This is a genomic window from Acinetobacter sp. A1-4-2 (genome assembly GCF_040233925.1).
In the GTDB taxonomy this organism is placed as follows: Bacteria; Pseudomonadota; Gammaproteobacteria; order Pseudomonadales; family Moraxellaceae; genus Acinetobacter.
Window position 1 is genome coordinate 2,043,720 of record NZ_CP157981.1, and the last position, 23,643, is coordinate 2,067,362.

A 23,643-nucleotide genomic window follows, 5' to 3' on the forward strand; every position below is an offset into this window, starting at 1 on the left:
TTATCCGACAATAGTTCAAAATGTCATCTTTATGCCCTGATATTTTTTCATACGCTTATTTAACTTTAATGAACTCCGGTGACTACTGCTAAAATAATTAAGCAAAGTCCGGACCAGATTTATTCAAATTTTAACATTATTACGGTTTTTTAACTTGTGCTCGTGGATGTGCCTGATCGTACACCTGAGCCAAATGATCAAAATCAACATGGGTATAAATTTGCGTGGTAGTCAAATTGCTATGTCCCAGCATTTCCTGTACCGCACGTAAATCCCGGCTGTTGGATAGCATATGACTGGCAAAGCAATGACGTAACAAATGTGGATGCAAATCAACATTTACCCCGGCACGCAAGGCTTGCAGTTTCACCCGGTTTTCAATTTGCCGCGCACCCAGCGGATTGCCCTTTTGGGTAATAAACACATGGGCATCCGGGACAAAATCACCGTGCCATAATGGATAGACTTGCAGCCACTTCATTACTGCATCTCGAGCCTTGCTGCCAAAAGGCACCACCCGGGTTTTATTGCCTTTACCGGTAATACGCAACAACTGGCGATTAAAATCGATATCTTTGATCCGTAATCCTTGCACTTCAGCCAAACGTAAACCACTGGAATAGAGCAGTTCTAAAATGGCTTTATCCCGTAGCCACATTTGTTGCTGTGCTTCGGTTTCAGGTGCCGGCTGATCCAGAATCTGGTTCACGGTTTCAATATCAACCATGCCCGGAAGCGGTCTGGGAATACGTTTTAACTGAAAATCATCCGCCGGATTAAACGCCAGATACTGTCCCTGCTCGGCCCATTTCATAAACTGGCGAATGGACGAGAGCATACGCTGTAAGCTACTGGAACTTAAGCCTTGCTGTTCCACTTTATAGGCTAAATATTCGCGTAAATCAGTGGTTTCGATATTGGACAGATCCAGTTTTTTAGCTTCACAAAAGTTTAAAAAATCGGAAACATCACGTTCATAAGCCTGCAAAGTATGTTTAGACTGATTTTGAATTTCACGTTCTTTGAGCCACATTGCAAGTAACTGACTTTGATCAACGGTCATGATGCTGCTCCGGCTTAAAGGCTTGCAAATAAAGATTCAAAACTGTGTGTTTGCAAGATGATGGGTTGAATTATGAAAATAGTCTAGCAAAAAATCCTTTTTCCTTCTGTTTTTTCCGTACATAGAACGGAGCTGTTTCCTGACGCAAGTAATGCTCTAATCCGCTAGTAGCGTGTACGTCATCTAAATGTATAAGATCAATCAATCTTTTTCTCACTAAGCTTTCATACGCTACGTGTCCAATCTGATTTTTTAAACGTTGAAAGGATTCATCACTTATAGTCTGATCTGTTTCAAAACCAATCAACAATGTAGGTTCCTGATCACGCTTTGGATCATGCATCTGTGCAAGATATGCCATTTTGACTTCAGGTTTGGTTTTAAGTAAAACTCGTAGCTGATCAATCATTTCATGAGGGTATTCTGCAGGTTGACCGAGCAATACTTCCCTCTGCTCTTGATACTCGTAACTTTCCAATAGCGAACCATACCCACCTTGTAAAAGAGCTTCCACTTCCTGAGGGAAAAACTCTTTCCCATATTCACTGTATGGGTTTAACACTAAATTAGCCCCTAAAGTCAGTTCAAAGAAACCTCTAGCAGGCATACGTAAATATGATTGTTCATCTTGAATCGCTTTTTGCAAACTCTCTAAAGATAAGAAAAAAGGCAGATATGTTTCACCCTTTTCATTCTGAAAATGTATCAAACTCACTTGGCTCCCTTCAGGAAGTACATCTGAACTTCCCTGTGGACTGGTCTTGTCACTAAATCCAATACAATAAATCTCAGCGTTCAATAATTTTTCTAAAAATTCCGGACGTTGACTTGGCTCCGAACTCGCTTTGACAAGAAGATGTTCTAATTTCCTTTCGTTATTTTCCATGTTGTATTCTCATTATATTGAATAACCATCATTTCATTTATTAAGGGTATAAAAAAGCCCCGACGAATCAGGGCTCTAATTTCAACCTTGGTAATAACTCAAATCGATACGACCTTGATAGACGTTTGCTGTTGGACCGGTCATCCACACCACATCGCCTTCTTTCCATTCAATTTGTAACTTACCACCGGCCAGTTCGATTTCAACATTATTAGCCAACAGACCACGGCGCATACCGGAAACCGCAGCGGCACAGGCACCTGTACCACAGGCTAAAGTTTCACCTACACCACGTTCAAATACACGCAGACGGGCATGTTTTTCATCAATAATTTGCATAAAACCGGCATTGACACGTTGCGGGAAACGCTCATGTGATTCTACTTGTGGTCCAATACGTGCGACATCTGCGGTAATCACATCGGGAACAATGGTCACTGCATGCGGATTGCCCATATTCACGACATCAATAGTCAGCTTTTCATTGTTGGCCAGCTCAATGTCATACAAGTTTTCCGGTTCATCTGCCAAAAATGGAATTTCACTTGGCAAGAATTTAGGATAACCCATGTTCACACGAACCCAGCCATTCACACCCAGCTCAGGCTCTACAATACCAGCTTTGGTCTGCACTTTAATTTTGGTTTTGGTGGTGAGCTGGCGCTCATGCACAAAACGTGCAAAACAGCGCACACCGTTTCCGCATTGCTCCACTTCAGAACCGTCGGCATTGAAAATACGATATTTAAAATCGACATTGGGTAAATCAGGCGGCTCAACAATTAGCAACTGGTCAAAACCAATGCCAAAGTGGCGATCTGCCAAACGCTGAATGGTGACAGTATCCAGGTAGGCACGCTGGCTGATCAGATCAACCACCATGAAGTCATTGCCCAGACCATGCATTTTGGTAAATTCTAAAAACATCTCAGACATCTCCATTATGGCAATAAGCGTTCACGTTCCCACAAAGATTCAATGCTTTCGCGCTCACGAATCAGATGTGCCTGATCACCATCCACCATCACTTCAGCAGCACGTCCGCGACTGTTATAGTTCGAGCTCATCACGAAACCGTAAGCACCCGCACCCAACACAGCCAGTACATCATTTTCTTTGATTGCCAGCTGACGCTCTTTACCCAGGAAATCACCGGTTTCACAAATTGCACCGACTACATCCCACTCTTTCGCTTCAACATCACTACGTGGAGTCACTTCCTGAATATCCATCCATGCTTCATATAAAGCAGGACGAATCAGGTCGTTCATCGCGGCATCAATAATCGCGAAATTACGGTGATTGGTTGGTTTGAGCAAATCGACTTTGGTCAGCAATACACCGGCATTGGCAGAAATACTGCGACCTGGCTCCATATACACTTTTAGACCAAGTTTTTCTAAAGCCGGCTTCAAGGCATTGGCATATTCTTCTACAGATGGAGGTGTTTCATCTTTATAGGTCACGCCCAAACCGCCACCGATATCGATGTGTTTTAGATTGATACCTAATTCTTTAAGTTTCTCAATCATCACAATCACACGATCCAGTGCATCGACAAAAGGCTGGGTTTCAGTCAATTGTGAACCGATGTGACAGTCAATCCCTACAACATCCAGGTTTGGCAATGACGCAGCATATTGATAGGTTTCAAATACAGTATCGGAAGGAATACCGAATTTGTTTTCTTTTAAACCGGTTGAAATGTATGGATGAGTTTTGGCATCGACATCCGGATTGACACGCAAGGAAATTGGAGCTTTTTTACCTAAGCTTGCCGCCACTTTTTGAATACGGTCCAGCTCGGCATAAGACTCGACGTTAAAGCAGGCAATGCCTACTTCTAGCGCTTTTTGGATATCCGCTTCAGATTTTCCTAAACCCGAGAATACAATTTTAGAAGCATCACCACCGGCCTTAAGCACACGAGCCAGTTCACCACCAGTAACAATATCAAAGCCCGCGCCACACTTGGCCAGCACATTCAACACCGCAAGATTAGAGTTAGACTTTACCGCAAAACAAATTTGATGATCGATAAAGCTAAAAGCACGATCCATATCTAAATAATGCTTTTCAAAAGTCGCTTTTGAATAAACATAAAGTGGCGTGCCAAATTGCTGCGCAAGCTGTTGTAGAGAACATTGCTCGGCATGCAAAACCCCATTGATGCGGGTAAAACTCATGAATGTATCCTTTCGATGACGCGTTTAGATATTAAAAATTAATTCGTTGCAGCAGATGAAGCAGGAAGCTCTGGTGCGGCTTCTTGCTTATTTGAGGATTGCTGTTTTGAATCTACATTGGGATATAACAAATATTTTGCACGTTTGTCGTAATTCGGATCACTCGGTAGCTGCAAAGCTCCAGACTGACCACAACCGACTAAAGCAAAACCTGTCGCCAATAAACTGATGCAGCAAATGACAAGACGCATCTGACCACCTATTTGATATTTTCAAAGAAGTATAACCTGATCATGGGACATGACCAAAGCCCTAAACGCTAGAGATTATAGTGAGATAAAAAAAAACGCCAGTTTCAAACTGGCGTTTTCATTTTCTAGCCTGATTATTTATGTTTCGGTTTGTAGAAACCAAAGTAGCCAATAATCAAGATAATGAACCAGATCGGGCTGACCATCAGTGCTTTCATGGTGTCTGCTTCTAAAGACAACACATAAATCATGCCAATAAAGAAGATAATCACCACCCAACAGGTCAACAAACCACCCGGTAATTTAAAAGTCGATTTTGCATGCAATTCTGGACGTGTTTTGTAATACACGATATAGCTCCAGATAATCATCAGCCAGACACAGATAAATAGGATGGTTGAAAGTGTGGTTGCGAGAGTAAACGCTTCAACCGTATTCGGTACAAAGTACTGAAGTGCAGCACCGAGTAACAAACACACAGCAGAGAAATACAGTGCATTGGCAGGCACAGCACGTTTATTTAAATGACCGAAGGCTTTAGGACCCTGCTCTTCACGTGACAGACCAAACAGCATACGACTGGTTGAGAACACCCCACTGTTCATAGATGACATCACCGAAGATAACACCACCAAATTCATAATAATCGCCGCAGCTGCAATACCCGCCTGACTAAACAAGTTGACGAATGGGCTGATATTCGGGTCAATTTTGTTCCACGGTGTGACCGACATGACAATGACCAGTGCCAGCACATAGAAAATGATGATACGAATAGGGATCGAGTTGACTGCTTTAGGCAAGTTCTGTTCAGGATCTTTGGTTTCAGCTGCTGTGGTACCCACCAGTTCCACACCGACGAAGGCAAAGATGGCAATCTGGAAACCAGCCAAGAAACCCGTCACGCCTGTTGGGAATAAACCACCATGTGACCAGAGATGAGTAAAGGAAGCGACTTCACCTGCGGTAGAAGAAAACCCGGTAAAGATCATCCACAGCCCCACAGCAATCAATACGACAATGGCAATAATCTTGATTAAAGCAAACCAGAACTCTAACTCACCGAACAATTTAACAGTAACCAGATTCAGCCCCATAATAAACACAATGGCGGCAACACTGATCATGACCCCTTCACCAGGCGTAAACGGCAGCCCTCCGTTAAAGAACTGCAGGTAATAAATAATGGCCGACAAGTCAGCAATACCAATGGTGATCCAGCACAGCCAATAGGTCCAGCCGACAAAATAACCCGCCCACGGACCAATCAAATCGGTTGAAAAATCAATAAAAGACTTGTATTTCAGGTTAGACAGTAACAGTTCGCCAAGCGCACGCATGACCAAAAAAACCATAAAACCAATAATCATATAAATGATCAGAATAGATGGTCCGGCCAGGCTGATGGTTTTACCCGAACCCATGAACAAACCTGTACCAATGGCCCCGCCAATTGCAATAAGCTGCAAATGCCGATTCGACAGACTCCGCTGCAGTTCACCACCTTCATTCGGTGAACTATGATTCTCATTTGACATTGTTATTTTCGTCTCTCAATTTCGTGTGATAAAAGTAGCTCAAATTAAAAAAAATAAATAAAGTTTTTTGAGCGTTTGTTAAATATTTTTCAAGCTTGACTGTGTTTTTGTCGCTTTTTCACGCAATTTCGGTCCATTTTGTATTCCTTTTCTGTATTTCCCTTCAAGTTAGCAGTTTACGTGCCAAGATAAAGTTTGGCGAGAATTTATGCAAAAAATTGTATTTCCATACGGCTATTGCTACATTCTTCACCCATCCTCTGATTTATATAGATACCACTCAAATGAGCAAAGTCAAAACTGTTTACCGTTGCGAACAATGTGGAACTGACCATCCGAAATGGGCGGGACAATGTTCAGATTGCGGAGAATGGAATAGTCTGACTGAAGTGCGTCTTGAACCTGCAGTAAGTCACCGGGCACAGCCAAAAATGGGCGGCGGCTATGCCGGTCAGGCAGCAACCATCACCACCCTGAATAAAGTTTCTGTTTCACATGAAACACGCTTGGCTACCGGGATTGGTGAATTTGACCGCGTTCTGGGCGGTGGTCTGGTCACCGGTTCAGTGGTTCTGATTGGCGGTGATCCCGGAATTGGTAAATCCACTATCCTTTTACAAACGGCGACCCATATGGCAGCTGCGCAGAGTTCTGCACTCTATGTGACTGGTGAAGAATCGCTGTCGCAAGTCGCTTTGCGTGCCCATCGTCTGGAATTGCCGACAGAGCATCTTAAAGTCATGGCAGAAACCTGTGTGGAACGAATCTGCGAGGTGCTTGCGCAAGAACGCCCTGCTGTTGCCATTCTGGATTCGATTCAAACCTTATATACCGAAACCTTACAGTCAGCACCGGGTGGTGTTTCGCAAATTCGTGAATCTGCAGCCTTACTGACCCGTTTTGCCAAAAATAGTGGCACGGCGCTGTTCATTGTGGGTCATGTGACCAAAGAAGGCGCATTGGCGGGACCCCGTGTACTGGAACACATGGTCGATTGTGTGCTGTATTTTGAAGGACAATCCGACTCACGTTACCGAATGATTCGCGCAGTAAAAAACCGTTTCGGGGCAGTCAATGAACTGGGCGTGTTTGGCATGACCGATAAAGGCTTACGTGAAGTTTCCAATCCGTCTGCCATTTTCCTGAGTCGTTATGATGAAGCCATTCCCGGTTCAATTGTGATGATCAGCCGTGAAGGCACCCGTCCCCTGTTGGTCGAAGTACAGGCTTTGGTGGATGATGCGCATGGTCAACCGCGTCGTGTGGCACTCGGTCTGGAACAAAACCGCCTGAACATGCTGCTGGCTGTCATGCACCGTCACGGCGGGGTGCAAACATCTGGACAGGATGTGTATGTCAATGTTGTTGGCGGTTTAAAGATTACCGAAACCGGTTCGGATCTGGCCGTCCTTTTGGCTTGTGCTTCAAGCTTGCGTGGCAAAGCCTTGCCACAACAACTGGCGGTATTTGGCGAAGTCGGACTGTCCGGTGAAATCCGTCCGGTGCCAAATGGTCAGGAACGTTTAAAAGAAGCCATTAAGCATGGTTTTAAATACATTATTTTACCGCGTGGCAATGCGCCACAAAAACCGATTCCGAATGTACAGATCATTTCAGTAGCACGTTTGCATGAGGCCTTGATGGAGGCGATGAACTTAAGTGAAGAGTTGGCTTAAGCTTAAACATATGAAAGGTTATGTAAAAAAATCACCAATTTGATATTGAAATTCGGTGCAAATGACTGCATAACTATAAAGCTCTAATTTACTTTTTTATTTAGGAAAAATCGATGGAAGTTCGACAGCGTGGTTTGATGGCCGGTATTTTAATGGCAGCTATGGTGGTTGCACCAATGGCCGAAGCAAAACGTGCAGGTGGCGGTAAAAGCCATGGCATGAGCCGTTCTGCTGCTCCAACCCAGTCTTACCAACAACCGCGTCAAGTTACTCCTGTTCAACAACCTGTTGCCCCTGCCCAACAAAAATCGGGTTCAGGTGTAGGTAAAATGGTTGCTGCTGGTGTTGCAGGTGCTGCAGTTGGTGCGGTAGCAGCAAATGCTTTAGCAGATGACAAAGCCGCAAGTGATGCACAGACTCAGCAAGAGGAAGAAAAAGGCGGAATTCCGGGCTGGATCTGGATTCTTCTGGCAGCAGCAGTCGCTTTCTTCTTGTTCCGTAAATTCGGAGCAAAAAAAAAATTAGCAGCTAATAATCCGTATGCACCAAACAATGCGGGAAATACAACACCGTTTGGTCAGCAAAGTGCAGCACCACGTACTTCAAATGACAGCACCAACATTTTTGGTCAGTCTGTAGGTGGTTCTGCAGCAACTCAAGCGCCTTTTGGTGCTGCTTCAATACAAAGCGGCAATCAGCTGCCAGACGGTACTGAACCTGCTGCTTTCTTGCGTGTTGCTCGTCAGCGCTTCAACCATATTCAGTCTATGAATACAGCAAGCAACATTGCTGAAATTCAACGTTATTTAACGCCTGATCTGTATCAGTCGATGTATAACGACATTATGGCCAACCAAGATCAGGACGTTGCTGAATTCTCTAACCTGAATGCAATGGTGGTCGATTCTGCAACTGAAAATGGTCAGTACATTGTGAGCGTACGTTTCACAGGTACAGTAAGTGAAGATTTGAACAGCTTGCCACAGCCGTTTACTGAAATCTGGCACTTTGTAAAACCTGCCGGTTCTAATCAGGACTGGTTGGTTGCCGGTATTCAGCAAGAACACTGAGTGTTTGTGAACACCCTCTCGGTTAAAAGCACTGACATGAGTTGATGTTTTTAGTCACGATACTGTAAAAGCCAATCTTCGGATTGGCTTTTTTATTTCATTCCTTTTAGGCTATAGCAAAAGTTTCTGGATATAGGTATGTCTAACCGAATTTCTCCTCCTGCCTCACTGATGAATTTAGCCATTACAGGAAATGCAAAAGCGCAATTTGAACTGGCTGAGCTGTATATGCAAAGCGAGCATGATGATGATATTATTCTTGCAGAAGAATGGGCGCTGAAAGCCGCAGAAAATGGCCATATTGAAGCGATGTACTGGCTAGGTGAAGGTTATACCGTTTATGCCAAAGACTTGGCTGAAGAAGACCCGGAAGAATCCAAAGCACATTTTGAACTCGGCTATTACTGGCTGAGCAAAGCCAATATACAGAAACACCCTGCTGCGACTTTAGAATTGGCGGGTTATTTCCGTCGTGGCGATGTGATTGAAAAAGATGTGGCCAAATCTGTGTCTTTGGTCAAACAGGCTGCTGAATGGGGTGAAGTTCAAGCCATGCGTGATTTGGCCTTTATCTATGAAAATGGTCTAGGCATAGAAATAGATGAAGAAAAAGCGGATTACTGGACTGAAAAAGCACAAGCAACTGAAAAATAAATTAAAGATGAAAAAGCCTCTCAAATGAGGGGCTTTTTTCTATGCAATCAAAAATTAACCTTCTATCAACGGCTTGCATAAGTACTATTATTTATCCAGACGGGAGAAAAATAAACAGGGTTCAACCATTATGAATGAAGTCAAATATCATCCTGTATATCCACCACAATCACTTGTCTGCAAATACCTTCTGCATTTCGTTGTTGTTCAAATATAGCCGCAGGCATCGCATCAAAACTGTCAAAGAAACAGATTTCATCTTCATTGACATCATAAACAAGGGAGTGATTACCCACACCTTCTAATGTGTCGTAATAGGCAATCACAAATTTATTTTGCTCAAATGCCTGTTGAATTTGTTGATAATTTAATGCAGGAAGAATAGGTAAATTCAGTTGCTCAGCTTCCTGGTAACTAAGCTTTTCACTCTGCTGAAGATCAGGGTCAGGATCGGTATAAAACTGCATATGAAAACCAAACTTTTTCAGACCGACAGCCAAGCCGATAGTCGTCGTGCCATTTTCTGAATCATATCTACATACCTCTACCAGCTGCTGAATATCGGCATCAATACCTAAATGTTGCAGCAACATCCATACTGCAAAAATACCGCCATTTGCTTCTAAGTTAGCTAACTCTTCAGGTATTTCCAAAGACATAATAAAAACTCAAGACTTTAATTAGAATAATGATACGCAATTCAATGGTAATTTATACTGCAATTCTTTATAGAACTGATCTCTACATCATTAAAAAGTGGATTGAACACACCAATACCGCTGAGCAATCACTAAATACTTAATACATTAAAAAATTGTCATAAATTATTTATTTCTTTACATTCAATATCAGCTAGCAACCTTAAACAAAGATCCTTTACCTTCTCTGTTTGAAAGTTAATTTCATAGACATGATAAACTACATATGTAAAACTATTTTCAGAAAGTATTGTTTGATTTAATTGTTTTTTAAAATATTTATCCTCATAAAGTTTGGACTTTTCTTTTCTCATATTATTATAAAATTTATTCCAGAAGACTCCATCATATGAGTAAAACAAAACAGAATTACCTTCTGCGTGCCATAGAGGAATTGCATGAGCAATACGATCTCTTAATTTTATTGCATCTTTAATTACTACTAGTGCTTTTGAAAGTTCCTGTTCCTTGAAGATTTTACGACTTTTTAAAAAGCTTTCCAGTTTTCCATCTTTACTCTTAAATAACTCATTTAACGTTGTATTTACTCCTTTACTAGTTGAAGACACACTTCTTTCAATTCCTAAAGATGTTTTATAAACACTATCAATCATGGAATCTAAAATATTAAATTCAACAATAAAGTCATATAGTTTAATTTTTATAACTTCAGGGACTTCTTTTCCGTTAACAATTAGGTTTGTCACCTCATTTGGAAGCAATGTATCTATATCTTTTACCAACTTTAATTTCTTTTCAGTTATTTCGTGATGGCTAAGTACTTCCTTATTTTTATTTTTTCTAAACCACATACCATTCCCCCCATTTTATTGTTTCTAATCTAATCAATTTATCATTGGAACAAAATCAATTTCCAAGTACAATACTTCGCTAGTCGAGGGATGCTGCGACGTTTTACAGGTACAAAATGTAAAAGCGCCAGGCTCGACGATCGGTTCATCTACTCAGATCGACCAACAACGGCATCCGCGAACTGAATGATCAATTTTTGTTTTTTATAAGGAGATCGTGATGAACGCGGTTAATGCTTCATTTACAGATTATAAAGTTGCCGATATTTCCCTAGCTGACTACGGCCGTAAAGAAATCAAACTTGCTGAAGCAGAAATGCCAGCGCTGATCGGCTTACGTAAACGCTACTCAGCAGCAAAACCACTTGCAGGCGCGAAAATTCTCGGCTGTATTCACATGACCATTCAAACTGCAGTTTTAATTGAAACTTTAGTTGAATTGGGCGCTGAAGTACGTTGGACTTCTTGCAACATCTTCTCTACTCAAGACCACGCAGCTGCTGCAATCGCTGCACGCGGTATTCCTGTTTTTGCCTGGAAAGGTGAAACTGAAGAAGAATACATGTGGTGTTTGGAACAACAAATCAACGTGAATGGCAAACCTTGGGATGCCAACATGATTCTGGACGATGGCGGCGACTTGACTGCTCTTGTTCACGAAAAATATCCTGAAGTGTTAGCGAAAATCCATGGTGTGACTGAAGAGACCACTACGGGTGTGCAACGTCTTTATGAAATGTTACGTGACGGCACTTTAAAAGTTCCTGCAATCAACGTAAATGACTCAGTAACCAAGTCCAAAAACGACAACAAATACGGTTGCCGCCATTCTCTAAACGATGCGATCAAACGCGGTACTGACATGTTGATGTCTGGTCGTCGTGCATTGGTGATTGGTTACGGTGACGTAGGTAAAGGTTCTGCTCAATCACTTCGTCAAGAAGGCATGATTGTTCGCGTAACCGAAATCGATCCAATCTGTGCGATGCAAGCATGTATGGACGGTTATGAAGTTGTATCTCCATACAAAAACGGCGTGCAAACAGGTAAAAAAGAAGACGTAAATGCGGATCTTCTTCAAAACACTGACTTGATCGTAACGACTACAGGTAACTACCACGTATGTGACGCTGCAATGTTAGATACATTAAAAGCAGGTGCAGTGGTGTGTAACATCGGTCACTTCGATACTGAAATCGATACCAACTACCTACGTGGCTACAAATGGGTTGAAGTTAAACCTCAAGTACATCAAGTGTATCGTTCAGAAAATGAAAACGATTATTTAATCCTTCTTTCTGAAGGTCGTTTAGTGAATCTGGGTAATGCGACTGGCCACCCATCACGTGTGATGGACGGTTCATTTGCTAACCAGGTATTGGCTCAAATGCACTTGTTCGCCGAAAAATTTGCTGATCTTCCTGAAGACCAAAAACAGGCTGCGATTCGTGTAGAACTGCTTCCTAAGAAACTGGATGAAGAAGTTGCTGCGGCAATGGTTGCCGGTTTCGGTGGTGTCTTGACTCAATTGACTCAAGAACAAGCTGACTACTTAGGTGTTCAAGTTGAAGGTCCATTCAAATCTGAGACTTATAAATACTAATACCCCTCACCCCATCCCTCTCTTGCACTTGTTTTAAGCACTGCTTTAAAACAAGTGCAAGAGAGGGTGAGCACCAGATTTATTTCCGATGGATGTTTAATTTCATCATATGAATAAATATGGCTTAAACCCTGCATAATTCAGTAATGAATTCTCCTCTCCCTTTGGGAGAGGTCAGGGAGAGGGTGAAAAATTAAAACAGTATTGATAAAAAAGGATTTGAAAAATGACCAAACGTGTTCCAATTTCTTTTGAGTTTTTCCCGACTAAAACTGATGCCGGGGCGGAAAAACTTCGTGTTGTTCATAAAGAATTACAACTGTTAAATCCTGAGTTCTTTTCAGTAACTTATGGTGCCGGTGGTTCCACTCGTGAACGTACACTTGCTGCAATCAATGACTTTAATGGCAAAGGCACACCTGTTGCCCCTCACCTGTCTTGTATCGGCGATGACAAAGCGCGTATTGCAGAATTGCTTGATCTATACAAATCACAAGGCATCGACCGTATTGTGGCGCTTCGTGGTGACTTGCCTTCAGGTCAGGTTGGCCTGGGTGAATTGCCTTATGCACAGGACCTGGTTCGTTTTATCCGCGAACATTCAGGCGATCACTTCCAGATTGAAGTGGCCGCTTACCCGGAAATGCACCCACAGGCAGAAAACTTTGATAAAGACATTCAACACTTTGTCGAAAAAGCCAATGCCGGTGCCAATGCCGCTTTAACCCAGTTCTTCTTTAATCCAGATGCCTACTTCTATTTTGTAGACCGTATTCAAAAACAAGGCGTGGACATTCCAGTAGCTCCGGGCATCATGCCAATTACCAATGCCAGCAATCTGATTCGCTTCGCAGATGGTACCGGTGCAGAAATCCCGCGCTGGATTCGCAAGCAATTGGCGACTTATGGCGATGACACGGCAAGTATCAAAGCCTTTGGTCATGAAGTTGTGGTGAAATTGTGTGAACGTCTGCTTGCAGGCGGTGCACCGAGCTTGCATTTCTACACCATGAACACGACAGATCCAACACGTCAACTCGTGACTGATCTTGGTCTAGCTTAATTTATATCTGATTTGTGAGTAATACTTAAATGCCACGTTTTTATATTGAAGCTGACTTAGCAGTGGATATGAATGCTGAATTAACTGAAACGGTTTTTCATCACTGGGTCAAAGTATTACGTGCACAAGTCGGTGAAAAAGCCACCTTGTTCAATGGACGGGGTGGTGAATATGAAGTTACGCTTATTGAAGTCACAAAAAAATCAGCCCGTGTTTCTGTCGATTCCTTCAATCCTGATGACCGTACTCCAGCTTTTAGTACCTTGCTTGGACAGGTAATGAGTAAAGGGGATCGAATGGATTATGCCATTCAAAAAGCCACAGAACTTGGCGTATCCAAAATCCAGTTGCTGACTTCTGAACGCTGTGAAATGCGCCTTAAATATGATCGTGACCAAAAGAAAATAGATCACTGGCAAGGCATTGCCATCGCTGCTTGTGAGCAATGCGGCATGAACAAAGTTCCCGAAGTGTTAGCACCTGTATCTTTACAAGACTGGTTAGAGACAGAACTCCCGACCACAAAACTGGTGCTTGCTCCGAATAAAGATCAAGTGAATGTGCTGGAAAATGCGACACAAGACATTGCGCTATTAATTGGGCCTGAAGGTGGTCTAAGTGAAGCGGAAATACAATTATCCAACCAAGCAGGCTTTATAAACTGGTGTATCGGCAATCGTGTATTACGAACAGAAACGGCACCGATTGTTGCTTTATCCATTTTAAATTATAACTTAACTGTATAGTTCATCAAAATTTGGATGAATAACTAGTGATGTGATTGATTTTTTTCAACAACATTATTACTCTTGAATTAAAGATACAAATGTATATTTAAAATACAGTTTATTTTTTTAACTCAATCAATATTTAGAAAGTAAATTTATTGCAAAATAATAATTAAGGTTTTTGCCTGTATGTCAGATCTTCAAGACGAGTATATTAAACAGCATGTGAGTGCTGCACAAATTGGCAATACAATTCGACTTAGCCGCTTCTTTATAGTCAGTATTGTGATTGTATCGGCATATGTTTATGGCATTTACCAATTTTATTTTATAAAATCTTCTTTTTATTTCAATTTTTGGTTTATAGCCACCGAACTCTTGTGTTGCCTGTGTTTACTGATTATCAGTGTTTATTTTAAACCCGACCAATTTGCCTTACATCATGCGCATCGTTGGCTACAAATTCAAAGTTTAGTGATTGGTAGCTGTATTGCCTTAGGTATGGGCCTGGTTTACTACTATTTACCTCAATACAACCCTGCCTTTAGTCATGTTCATGCCTTAATTTTGTCAGCATTATTACTGATTGTGAGTCAGGCATTTGCCCTGACCTTTTTAACCCAGCGCTTAACTTATTTCTGTCTGGCATTTATACCTGCTATTTTCCCTTATCTGGCTTCACAATTTATCAGCACAGAAACATCCGATCCTTTATTCCATCTAACCATTAATTTTGCACTGATTGTCATTTTATTATGCGCCAATATCACATCGCGTATTCATCAGCGTATTTCTGCACTGTACTCAAAAAACAACCGTTTAGTTAAAAATGCCAAACAACAGGTTTTATGGACAGATGAATTATGCAAACAGTTACAAGCTGAAATTAATAAATCAAAAGATATAGAGCTGCAATTACAATTAAACAATCAGCTGCTGGAGCAAAAAGTTAAAGAACGAACTGTTGATATTGCCAAAATGAATGCCGATCTGGAAAATCAGCAACAGAATCTGGTTTTGGCGCATGAAATTGCCGGACTGCGCCCCTGGGACTGGAATATCAAAGATCGTGAAATTCTGGTGACGGATGCAAAACAGCAAAAAACCCTGAAGCCCTCTAAACTGCATCATCATCAACTGCAAAACATCATTCATCTGGATGATATTGAGCAGTTCAAGCATGCAATGAAACAACATTTACGTGGTCAGTCACCACTTTATGAAGCGAGCTATCGAATTCAGAACAGCAATGGCAAGTGGAAATGGGTCCATGATATTGGTCGGGTCATTGCACGTGATCCGGTTAATAAAAAGCCCCTGCGCATGGTGGGTATCCGTCGTGACATTCATCAGGAACGTACCGATCAGGAACGCTTAAAATTAGCTGCCAGTGTACTTCAGCAAGCAACAGAAGGCATTTTTATTCTCGATGATCAGCTATGCTACATTGACGTCAATCCATTTTATGAACAACTCACCGGTTTTACTCACCGACATATTATTGGCAAAAATTTATTTGATATTACTGAAAATTATCAGTCACAACAAAGAAGCAGCCACTACTCTATTCTTCAGCAGCTGGAAAAAATCGGTGAGTTTGATGGTGAACTGCAAGAAACATTCCTTTCAGGTGAAGAAGCAACCATCTGGATGCGCATTAATGCCATTAGCGATGAGCAGAACCGTGTTACCCACTATATCGGTATTGTCTCCGATTTAACTGAACGTAAACTGCAAGAACAACGGTTGTCTTATTTAGAAAATTACGATCCTTTAACGGATTTACCGAACCGTTTTTATTACAACTACCAGTTACACCAATATTTAATTAGTCAAAAAGATTCCATTAAACAGCTGGCCGTTATTCGTTTAAATATCGATCGTTTCAGGCCTTTAAATGAATTTTTAAGTAATAGTGGTGGTGACGAACTGTTACGCCAAGTTGCACAAAGACTGCGACTGACCAATACCGAAGCATTATTTGTAGCGCATCTGAATGGTGATGATTTTGCAATTGTGTATGAGATTTCACCTACTCACCCGTCGATTCAACATCATTGTGAACGTATAAGTAAAGCTTTTTCCTTACCCTTTAACATTTTCGATCAGGACCATATTATCACCCTGTCCATGGGCGTTGCATTCTATCCAGAAAATGGACGTCAGCTGGATTATCTGAATAATTGCGCTGAGCAGGCCTTGACTGAAGCAAAAAACCTGGGCGGCAATGCCTGCCGTTTCTACTCCAATAACAGTAGCGCTTTACTTGAACAAGGCATTTATCTGGAACGCGATTTGCGCCATGCCATCAATAATAACGAGCTCATTGTTTACTATCAGCCGAAAATAAATTTCAGTGATCAGAATATTTACGGTTTTGAAGCACTGGTGCGCTGGAATCATCCAAGCAAGGGAATTATTCCACCCAACCTGTTTATTCCCTTGGCAGAACAAACCAGCCTGATCTCGGATATTGGCCGGATTGTGATTCAACAAACAGCCAAACAGATCCGCTACTGGAACAATATCGGGTTTGACAATATTTGCATATCCGTCAATGTGGTGGCCCAGCAATTACAACGCGGACAATTGCTGGAAGATCTGGATCATGCCATCCAGACCTATAACATTTGTGGTTCCAGCCTGGAACTTGAAATTACCGAATCATCGTTACTGGAAAATTCAGTCACGGTGAAAAACCTGTTGAATGAAATTAAAAAACGTAAAATTCATATCTCGCTCGATGATTTTGGTACAGGCTACTCTTCCCTGTCTTATCTTGCCGATTTCCCGATTGATATACTTAAAATAGATCGCAGTTTTATATCCAAAATCGGAAAAAATAAGCAGGAAGCGATTGTCAGTGCTATGATCGCCATGGGCAAAGCCATGGGAATGATGGTGGTTGCAGAAGGTATTGAAACCAAGCAACAGCTACAGTACCTGCAAGATCTGGAATGTGATATTGCTCAAGGTTTCTTTTTTTCCAAGCCGCTTCCTGAAAAAGAAGCCACCACATACCTAGAACAACATCGACTTATACCTTCTTGATATAAGTCAACCTTTCACCCCCCAACTTTGCCTGAAAAAGACACATACGCGACTGTGATAAGGTCGCAACAAATGTTATATTCGATGCAACCAAGCAGAAAACCAGCAGCTTTGCTGAATTACTCCAGTAACAAACGAGATACAGATGGAAGATCAATCTTTAAAACAACAGGCATTGTATTATCACGAATTCCCAACACCAGGAAAAATCAGCGTCACGCCTAGCAAGCAACTGGTCAATCAACGTGACTTAGCGCTTGCCTACTCACCAGGTGTTGCTGCACCATGTCTTGAGATTGAACGTGACCCTTCAACTGCTGCCCTTTATACTGCACGCGGTAACCTTGTAGCAGTGGTGAGTAATGGTACTGCAGTACTGGGTTTAGGGAATATCGGTCCTTTGGCGTCTAAACCGGTAATGGAAGGTAAAGGCGTACTGTTCAAAAAATTTGCCGGTGTCGATGTATTCGATATTGAAATTGATGAAAATGATCCTGACAAAATTGTCGACATCGTGGCCGCGCTAGAACCTACTTTTGGTGGGATTAACCTTGAAGATATCAAGGCACCAGAATGTTTCTATATTGAGCAAAAACTTCGTGAACGCATGAACATTCCTGTGTTCCACGATGACCAGCACGGTACCTCTATTATCGTGGGTGCAGCTCTTCTGAATGCATTGCAATTCAACGGCAAAAAAATTGAAGAAATCAAGATTGTTGCTTCAGGCGCAGGTGCAGCAGCACTGTCTTGCTTAAATCTTCTTTGTGCCCTGGGTGCTAAGAAAGAGAATATCATCGTTGCCGATTCACGTGGTCTATTAACCACTCAGCGTGAAGGTCTGGATGAATCTAAAAAAGCATACGTGCAAGACATCACCGCTACTCAGCTCGGTGAAGTACTTGAAGGTGCTGATATGTTCCTGGGTCTGTCAGCTGCCGGTATTCTCACCAAAGAAATGGTGAAAACCATGGCTGCAAATCCGATTATCTTTGCCTTGGCAAACCCGGATCCAGAAATTCTGCCTGAACATGCACATGAAGTTCGTGATGACGTGATCATGGCAACTGGTCGTTCAGACTATCCAAACCAAGTAAATAATGCACTGTGCTTCCCATATATCTTCCGTGGCGCGCTTGACGTTGGCGCAACCACCATCAACGAAGAAATGAAGATTGCCTGTGTACATGCCATTGCGCGCATGGCACATGTTGAAGCAGATGCAGCATCGTATGGTGAAAAATCAGCATCATTTGGCCGTGATTACTTAATCCCTCGCCCACTCGATCAACGCTTGATTCTTGAAATTGCCCCGGCAATTGCACAGGCAGCGATGGACTCTGGCGTAGCCACTCGCCCGATTCAGGACTTCTCTGCTTACCGTCAACGTCTGTCTGAGTTTGTTTACAACTCTGCATTCATGATGAAACCTATTTTCGCCCAGGCGAAAACTGATCCTAAGCGTATTGCCTATGCTGAAGGTGAAGACCTGCGTGTACTTCGTGCCGTACAAATTGCAGTCGATGAAGGTCTGGCGAAACCAATCCTTGTCGGTCGCCCTGCAGTGATTGAAGCAAATATCAAGAAATTAGGTCTACGTCTTGAAGATGGGGTGAACATCACCATCATCGATCAAGAAAAGAACCCACATTACGAAATGTTTGCTGATGACTACTACAGCATCATGCAACGTAAAGGTGTCACACCTGAGTATGCGCAACGTGAAGCACGTCGCCGTTCTACCTTAATTGCATCTATGCTGGTGAAACACGGTCTTGCAGACGGTATGCTGTGTGGTACCTACTCAAGTTACGACATTCATCTGGACTTCGTAAGCAACATCATTGGTAAGAAAGAAGGTCATAACACATTCTTTACGCTCAATGCATTAATGCTTGAAGACCGTAACCTGTTCATCGCGGATACATACATTAACCGTAACCCGACAGCTGAACAGCTTGCTGAAATGACCATTTTGGCTGCTGAAGAAGTACGTCGTTTTGGTGTAACACCACGTATCGCACTTCTTTCTCACTCAAGCTTCGGTAGCGACCAAGATGACTTAAGTGCGCAAAAAATGCGTAAAGTGTATGACATCTTGTCTGAAACTGCGCCTGAACTGGAAGTTGAAGGTGAAATGCACGGTGATGCGGCACTTGACGAAAACATCCGTCACTTTGCTTTCCCGAACTCACGTTTCAAAGGTTCTGCAAACTTGCTGATTATGCCAAATCTGGATGCAGCCAACATTTCGTTTAACCTGTTGAAATCGACTTCAGGGAATAACGTTACCATTGGTCCTATCCTGTTAGGTGTATCTAAACCTGTCCACATCCTGACACCAACTACGACTACACGTCGCTTGGTGAACATGACTGCATTAACCGTTGCTGAAATTCAGGAAAATGAAAAATTAGCACTTTGATTTAGTCAGCTAGATCACATTTTGTGACTTGAGAAAACCTCTATTCTGTAGCATGATTGCTTGAAGAATAGAGGTTTTTTCATGCAAGTTTATTTAGTAGGCGGTGCGGTTCGAGATCACTTGCTCGGGCACCCCTATCACGAGAAAGATTATGTTGTAGTCGGTGCAACACCGGAACAACTTCTTGCTCAGGGCTATCAGCCTGTGGGTAAGGATTTCCCTGTTTTTTTACATCCAGAAACAAAAGAAGAATATGCACTGGCACGCACTGAACGTAAATCAGGTCGTGGCTATCATGGCTTTGAATTTTATACCGATCCGAGCGTTAGTCTTGAAGATGATCTGATTCGTCGTGACCTGACCATCAATGCCATGGCCATGGACAATGAAGGCAATATTTATGATCCTTATGCGGGTCAGCAGGACTTGGAACAACGCATTTTACGCCATGTATCCGATGCCTTTGTCGAAGATCCGCTACGTGTTCTGCGCATTGCGCGCTTTGCTGCACGTTATAAAAGTTTAGGCTTTAGCGTGGCAGAAGAAACCCTCACCTTAATGAAACAATTGGTGGAATCAGGTGAACTCAATGCGCTAATTCAGGAACGTGTCTGGAAAGAAACTTCCCGTGCGCTGATGGAAGATCATGCCGATGAATATTTTACCGTTTTACGTACCTGTGGTGCGTTAAAAGTCCTGTTCCCGGAGCTGGATGCTTTATACGGTATTCCACAGCGCCCTGAATATCATCCGGAAATTGACAGTGGCATTCATACCATGATGTCATTACAACAGGCCTGTAAAGCCGACTATTCTTTAGATGTCCGCTTCGCAGTGCTGGTTCACGACTTGGGCAAAGCCTTGACACCAGCCGATGAATTACCGCGCCATATCATGCACGAAGAACGCGGGGTCAAACCGGTGACTGAACTCTGTGACCGTCTGAAAGTCCCAACCAATACCAAACAGCTGGCCATTGCAGTCTGTAAAGAACATTTAAAATGCCATCAGGCTTTAAGCCTGAAACCGGGTACTTTATGGCGTTTACTGCAACGTCTGGATGTGTTGCGTCGCCCTGAACGAGTGGAGGCGTTTATACAGGCTTGTGAATGCGACTCCCGTGGCCGTTTAGGGTTGGAAGATCGTGAGTATCCTCAAGCCACTTATATACTTAAGGCAATGGAAGTGGTACGCAATATTAAAGCGCAAGACTTACCTGCCGATGTGAAAGGTCAAGAAATTGGTGAGATGTTGATTGAGCGTCGCATTCAAGCTATTGCAGAACTGAAAGCTCGGCAAGTTGCAGTAGTGGTGTAAGTATAAAAAAAGCATCTAAGGATATTGTTGTCCCATAATTTGATTAAAGACTATTTTTTGAGAAAATAGTTAATTCAAATCATCTTATTTATGTGAGAAGCTTTCACTGCCGCAAATTTTCAATAAAATCAAAAGGCATTTGTATAGGCGATATCTTACTTTTGAGAGGCCAAAAGTATGCAAAAGCCTTTGTTACCCATACATAACCTCCTTGTTATGATGGGTAACGTGTGGCATCCCTGCCACACTCGCATATCCACAGCTTACTTAAATCAAACTATCCTTCACTAACAAACCTGATGGCGCATTTTTGCATCCATATCAATCCCCATAATTCCATCTTTGCACACAAATGAATCCCCCTTTCATAAAGGGGGTTAGGGGGATTTGCAGGAGGTCAACAATTATTTAAATGACTTAAATCAGGAAATATCCGCCGGAAAAGTAATGACTTTTTCAAGCTTCATTTGCTCTGTAGCGACCATTAACAAACGGTCAATGCCTAAAGCAATACCAGAACACTCTGTCATGTGCGGTAATGCAGCAAGCAGATATTCATCAACCGGCATGACATGTAAGCCCAGTTTTGCACGTTCGGCATTATCCGCTTCAAAGCGGGAACGCAGCACATCGGCATCAATCAATTCATCATAAGCATTGGCCAATTCCAGACCTTCAATATACAGCTCGAAGCGGGCAGCCACCAATTCCCCATCCTCATCGATTCGGGTTTTGGCCAAGGACGCCAGTTCAGCGGGGAAATCGGTTAAAAATACTGGCGTGTCAAAACCAAGACTCGGTTCGACAAAATGCGAAAAAAGCAAATCGATATAACCCAGGCGGTCATCACCCAAATCCAGATTGAGTCCAACCCGATTACAACAGTCTTTCAGATCTTTTAAGCTCGCTTGTAATGGATTGATATTCAGACGATCCATAAAGGCATGCTTATAACTTAAAATGGTGGGACGAATTTCACCAAAGCGCTGCTTTAAGGTCACATTTAACAGATCCGTGACTTCAAACATCAAATCTTTCAGGCTAAACCTGGGACGGTACCATTCCAGCATGGTGAACTCGCTATTGTGTTTACGCCCATGTTCATCATCACGAAAGACTTTGCAGATTTGATAGATTGGACCACTACCACTGGCCAGTAGTCGCTTCATAGCAAATTCAGGTGAAGTTTGCAGGTAATGGGTATGTAATTTGCCTTGTAAATGACGCTGTGCCTGTATGGAAGCCAGATGTACATCGGTCACTCCGGCCTGCGACAAGATTGGCGTTTCAACTTCCAGTACATTCCGTTCTGCAAAGAACTGACGGATTTGCGCATACATTTTGGCACGTGCCTGCATGGCCTTTAAATCACAAGTCGGCTGATAAGCAATAGATTGACTCATGCCTTCGGCCCTCCATGTGCTGCCCATTCACTGCGTAAGGGATAAGTTTTACGTAAATAATCAAAGGCTTTTTGCTCAACCTTGCCATCTTTTAGGCAGCTACGTAAATTGGCATCATCACGGCCGATATCATAGATCTGGCTTAAATACTGTTTTAACACAGCCTTTAAATCACTATCTTTAAAATAGGGTTCACAGACAGGCAACTGCGTTTCAAATTGCTTTGTCGCTGGGTACTTAAAGGTACTGCAGAATGCATCGTAGATCATTTGTGTACCACGTGCCTTTCCTTCCAAGCTATACCCGGCAATATGCGGTGTGACCAAACGAATTAAATTTAACAGCTGTTCTGAAATTTCAGGTTCGTGCTCAAATACATCGAGAACTACTGCACGCTGGGTCTGTTGAATATCGACAATTAAAGCCGATTCTTCAACCACCGGTCCTCGTGCCGAATTAATTAAAATCGCTGTAGGCTTCATCTGTGCTAAAGCTTCAGCATTGATGAGATGGTAAGTTGAATGATTGCCTGTTTTGGTTAAAGGCACATGGGTGGAAATCGCATCGGCTGTTTTTAATAAGGTATTTAAATCTACTTGCTCAATTTGTTCACGCTGTACGAAGGGATCATGACCAATCACCTTCCAGCCCAGAAGTTTGGCCATAACAGCCAGACGTGAACCGACATTGCCCAGACCGATAATGCCTAAAGTAAAGCTGTCATTGGCATCGATCAGTTCAGGTTTTAAATGCAGTAAAGCGGTAATCACATATTCCGCAACGGCCTGCGCATTACAGCCTGCGGCATTCGACCAGGCAATATTGCATTGTTCTAAAGCAGCTATATCCAGATGATCGGTGCCAATGGTCGCACTGCCGACAAATTTTAATTTTGTGTCCTGAACCAGCTCAGCATTGACTTGGGTCACAGAACGCACCAGTAACGCTTCTGCATCTTTCACATCCGCATGGGTTAAGGTTCGTCCTGCAGCCTGCTGAATTTCTCCAAAATCGGCAAAGAAATATTCAGTAAATGCCAGATTTTCATCTGCGACAATTTTCATAATGCAATCCAATGATCTTATGCTGATTATGATAACGCTTAGCACTGCATCTGACCAAGCACCTTGTAGCTATTGCTTTCTTGCATTGGATAATTTCACAAACACCATGATGCATAAAATGGATGTCATCTTTCCTGGCAGAAAAAAGGACCGAA

Annotated in this window: 19 protein-coding genes; 9 read left to right on the top strand and 10 right to left on the bottom strand. The window is 42.5% G+C overall.

The features are described 5' to 3' along the window. Positions 1-139: 139 nt before the first annotated feature. The 6 genes from xerA to ABJ384_RS10080 all read right to left on the bottom strand — a co-directional run bounded on the left by xerA (position 140) and on the right by ABJ384_RS10080 (position 5,924). Positions 140-1,033 carry a site-specific tyrosine recombinase/integron integrase gene (xerA, locus tag ABJ384_RS10055; RefSeq protein WP_349929736.1) on the bottom strand — a complete coding sequence of 298 codons (894 nt, stop codon included), beginning with the start codon at positions 1,031-1,033 and terminating at the stop codon, positions 140-142. Between the two features lie 100 nt (positions 1,034-1,133). Beyond that, on the bottom strand, positions 1,134-1,949 hold the full coding sequence (locus ABJ384_RS10060; RefSeq protein WP_349927094.1) for an enhanced serine sensitivity protein SseB C-terminal domain-containing protein: 816 nt from the start codon (positions 1,947-1,949) through the stop codon (positions 1,134-1,136). An 81-nt stretch (positions 1,950-2,030) separates the two neighbouring features. Next, positions 2,031-2,876: a diaminopimelate epimerase gene (gene dapF / locus ABJ384_RS10065; protein WP_349927096.1), complete on the bottom strand. Its 846-nt coding sequence runs from the start codon at positions 2,874-2,876 to the stop codon at positions 2,031-2,033. 14 nt (positions 2,877-2,890) lie between these two features. Then, positions 2,891-4,135 carry a diaminopimelate decarboxylase gene (gene lysA, locus ABJ384_RS10070; protein WP_349927098.1) on the bottom strand — a complete coding sequence of 415 codons (1,245 nt, stop codon included), beginning with the start codon at positions 4,133-4,135 and terminating at the stop codon, positions 2,891-2,893. 38 nt (positions 4,136-4,173) lie between these two features. Further along, entirely contained in the window at positions 4,174-4,386 is a 213-nt protein-coding gene (locus tag ABJ384_RS10075; protein ID WP_166167353.1) for a lipoprotein, read from the bottom strand. 134 nt (positions 4,387-4,520) lie between these two features. Beyond that, the gene (locus tag ABJ384_RS10080; protein ID WP_349927100.1) at positions 4,521-5,924 is read right to left on the bottom strand and encodes an amino acid permease; all 1,404 of its coding nucleotides are present in this window, start codon (positions 5,922-5,924) and stop codon (positions 4,521-4,523) included. A gap of 284 nt (positions 5,925-6,208) precedes the next feature. Here ABJ384_RS10080 and radA point away from each other — a divergent pair, with 284 nt between their 5' ends. The 3 genes from radA to ABJ384_RS10095 all read left to right on the top strand — a co-directional run bounded on the left by radA (position 6,209) and on the right by ABJ384_RS10095 (position 9,324). Beyond that, positions 6,209-7,600 (top strand): DNA repair protein RadA, encoded by a 1,392-nt coding sequence (gene radA, locus ABJ384_RS10085; protein ID WP_349927102.1) that lies wholly within the window; start codon positions 6,209-6,211, stop codon positions 7,598-7,600. A 113-nt stretch (positions 7,601-7,713) separates the two neighbouring features. Beyond that, positions 7,714-8,670 (top strand): Tim44-like domain-containing protein, encoded by a 957-nt coding sequence (locus ABJ384_RS10090; protein WP_349927104.1) that lies wholly within the window; start codon positions 7,714-7,716, stop codon positions 8,668-8,670. Between the two features lie 138 nt (positions 8,671-8,808). Beyond that, positions 8,809-9,324, top strand: coding sequence for a tetratricopeptide repeat protein (locus ABJ384_RS10095; protein ID WP_349927106.1), 516 nt, complete (start codon positions 8,809-8,811; stop codon positions 9,322-9,324). A 140-nt stretch (positions 9,325-9,464) separates the two neighbouring features. On the opposite strand, the gene ABJ384_RS10100 is transcribed toward ABJ384_RS10095, so the two are convergent. Both ABJ384_RS10100 and ABJ384_RS10105 read right to left on the bottom strand, forming a co-directional pair. Then, positions 9,465-9,983, bottom strand: coding sequence for a cysteine peptidase family C39 domain-containing protein (locus ABJ384_RS10100; RefSeq protein ID WP_349927107.1), 519 nt, complete (start codon positions 9,981-9,983; stop codon positions 9,465-9,467). Between the two features lie 158 nt (positions 9,984-10,141). Further along, positions 10,142-10,834 carry a hypothetical protein gene (locus tag ABJ384_RS10105; RefSeq protein WP_349927109.1) on the bottom strand — a complete coding sequence of 231 codons (693 nt, stop codon included), beginning with the start codon at positions 10,832-10,834 and terminating at the stop codon, positions 10,142-10,144. Positions 10,835-11,054: 220 nt separating this feature from the next. On the opposite strand from ABJ384_RS10105, the gene ahcY reads away from it, so the two are divergent. From ahcY to ABJ384_RS10135, 6 genes are all read left to right on the top strand, one after another. Next, positions 11,055-12,437, top strand: a complete 1,383-nt coding sequence (gene ahcY, locus ABJ384_RS10110) for an adenosylhomocysteinase (RefSeq protein ID WP_349927110.1) — start codon at positions 11,055-11,057, stop codon at positions 12,435-12,437. 226 nt (positions 12,438-12,663) lie between these two features. Continuing rightward, entirely contained in the window at positions 12,664-13,500 is an 837-nt protein-coding gene (gene metF, locus ABJ384_RS10115) for a methylenetetrahydrofolate reductase [NAD(P)H] (RefSeq protein ID WP_086196229.1), read from the top strand. 29 nt (positions 13,501-13,529) lie between these two features. Next, positions 13,530-14,246 (top strand): 16S rRNA (uracil(1498)-N(3))-methyltransferase, encoded by a 717-nt coding sequence (locus ABJ384_RS10120; protein ID WP_180043185.1) that lies wholly within the window; start codon positions 13,530-13,532, stop codon positions 14,244-14,246. Between the two features lie 171 nt (positions 14,247-14,417). After that, on the top strand, positions 14,418-17,279 hold the full coding sequence (locus ABJ384_RS10125; protein WP_349927111.1) for an EAL domain-containing protein: 2,862 nt from the start codon (positions 14,418-14,420) through the stop codon (positions 17,277-17,279). Between the two features lie 145 nt (positions 17,280-17,424). Then, positions 17,425-19,704: an NADP-dependent malic enzyme gene (locus ABJ384_RS10130; protein WP_086196232.1), complete on the top strand. Its 2,280-nt coding sequence runs from the start codon at positions 17,425-17,427 to the stop codon at positions 19,702-19,704. An 81-nt stretch (positions 19,705-19,785) separates the two neighbouring features. Beyond that, a complete protein-coding gene (locus ABJ384_RS10135; RefSeq protein ID WP_349927113.1) occupies positions 19,786-21,021 on the top strand; it encodes a multifunctional CCA addition/repair protein in 1,236 nt (411 codons plus the stop codon). A 422-nt stretch (positions 21,022-21,443) separates the two neighbouring features. Here the strand turns inward: ABJ384_RS10135 and epmA are convergent, their stop codons facing one another. After that, positions 21,444-22,424, bottom strand: coding sequence for an EF-P lysine aminoacylase EpmA (gene epmA / locus ABJ384_RS10140; protein WP_349927114.1), 981 nt, complete (start codon positions 22,422-22,424; stop codon positions 21,444-21,446). Beyond that, positions 22,421-23,488: a 4-phosphoerythronate dehydrogenase gene (locus tag ABJ384_RS10145; RefSeq protein ID WP_349927115.1), complete on the bottom strand. Its 1,068-nt coding sequence runs from the start codon at positions 23,486-23,488 to the stop codon at positions 22,421-22,423. The genes epmA and ABJ384_RS10145 overlap by 4 nt, the downstream gene beginning before the upstream one ends. Positions 23,489-23,643 lie beyond the last annotated feature (155 nt).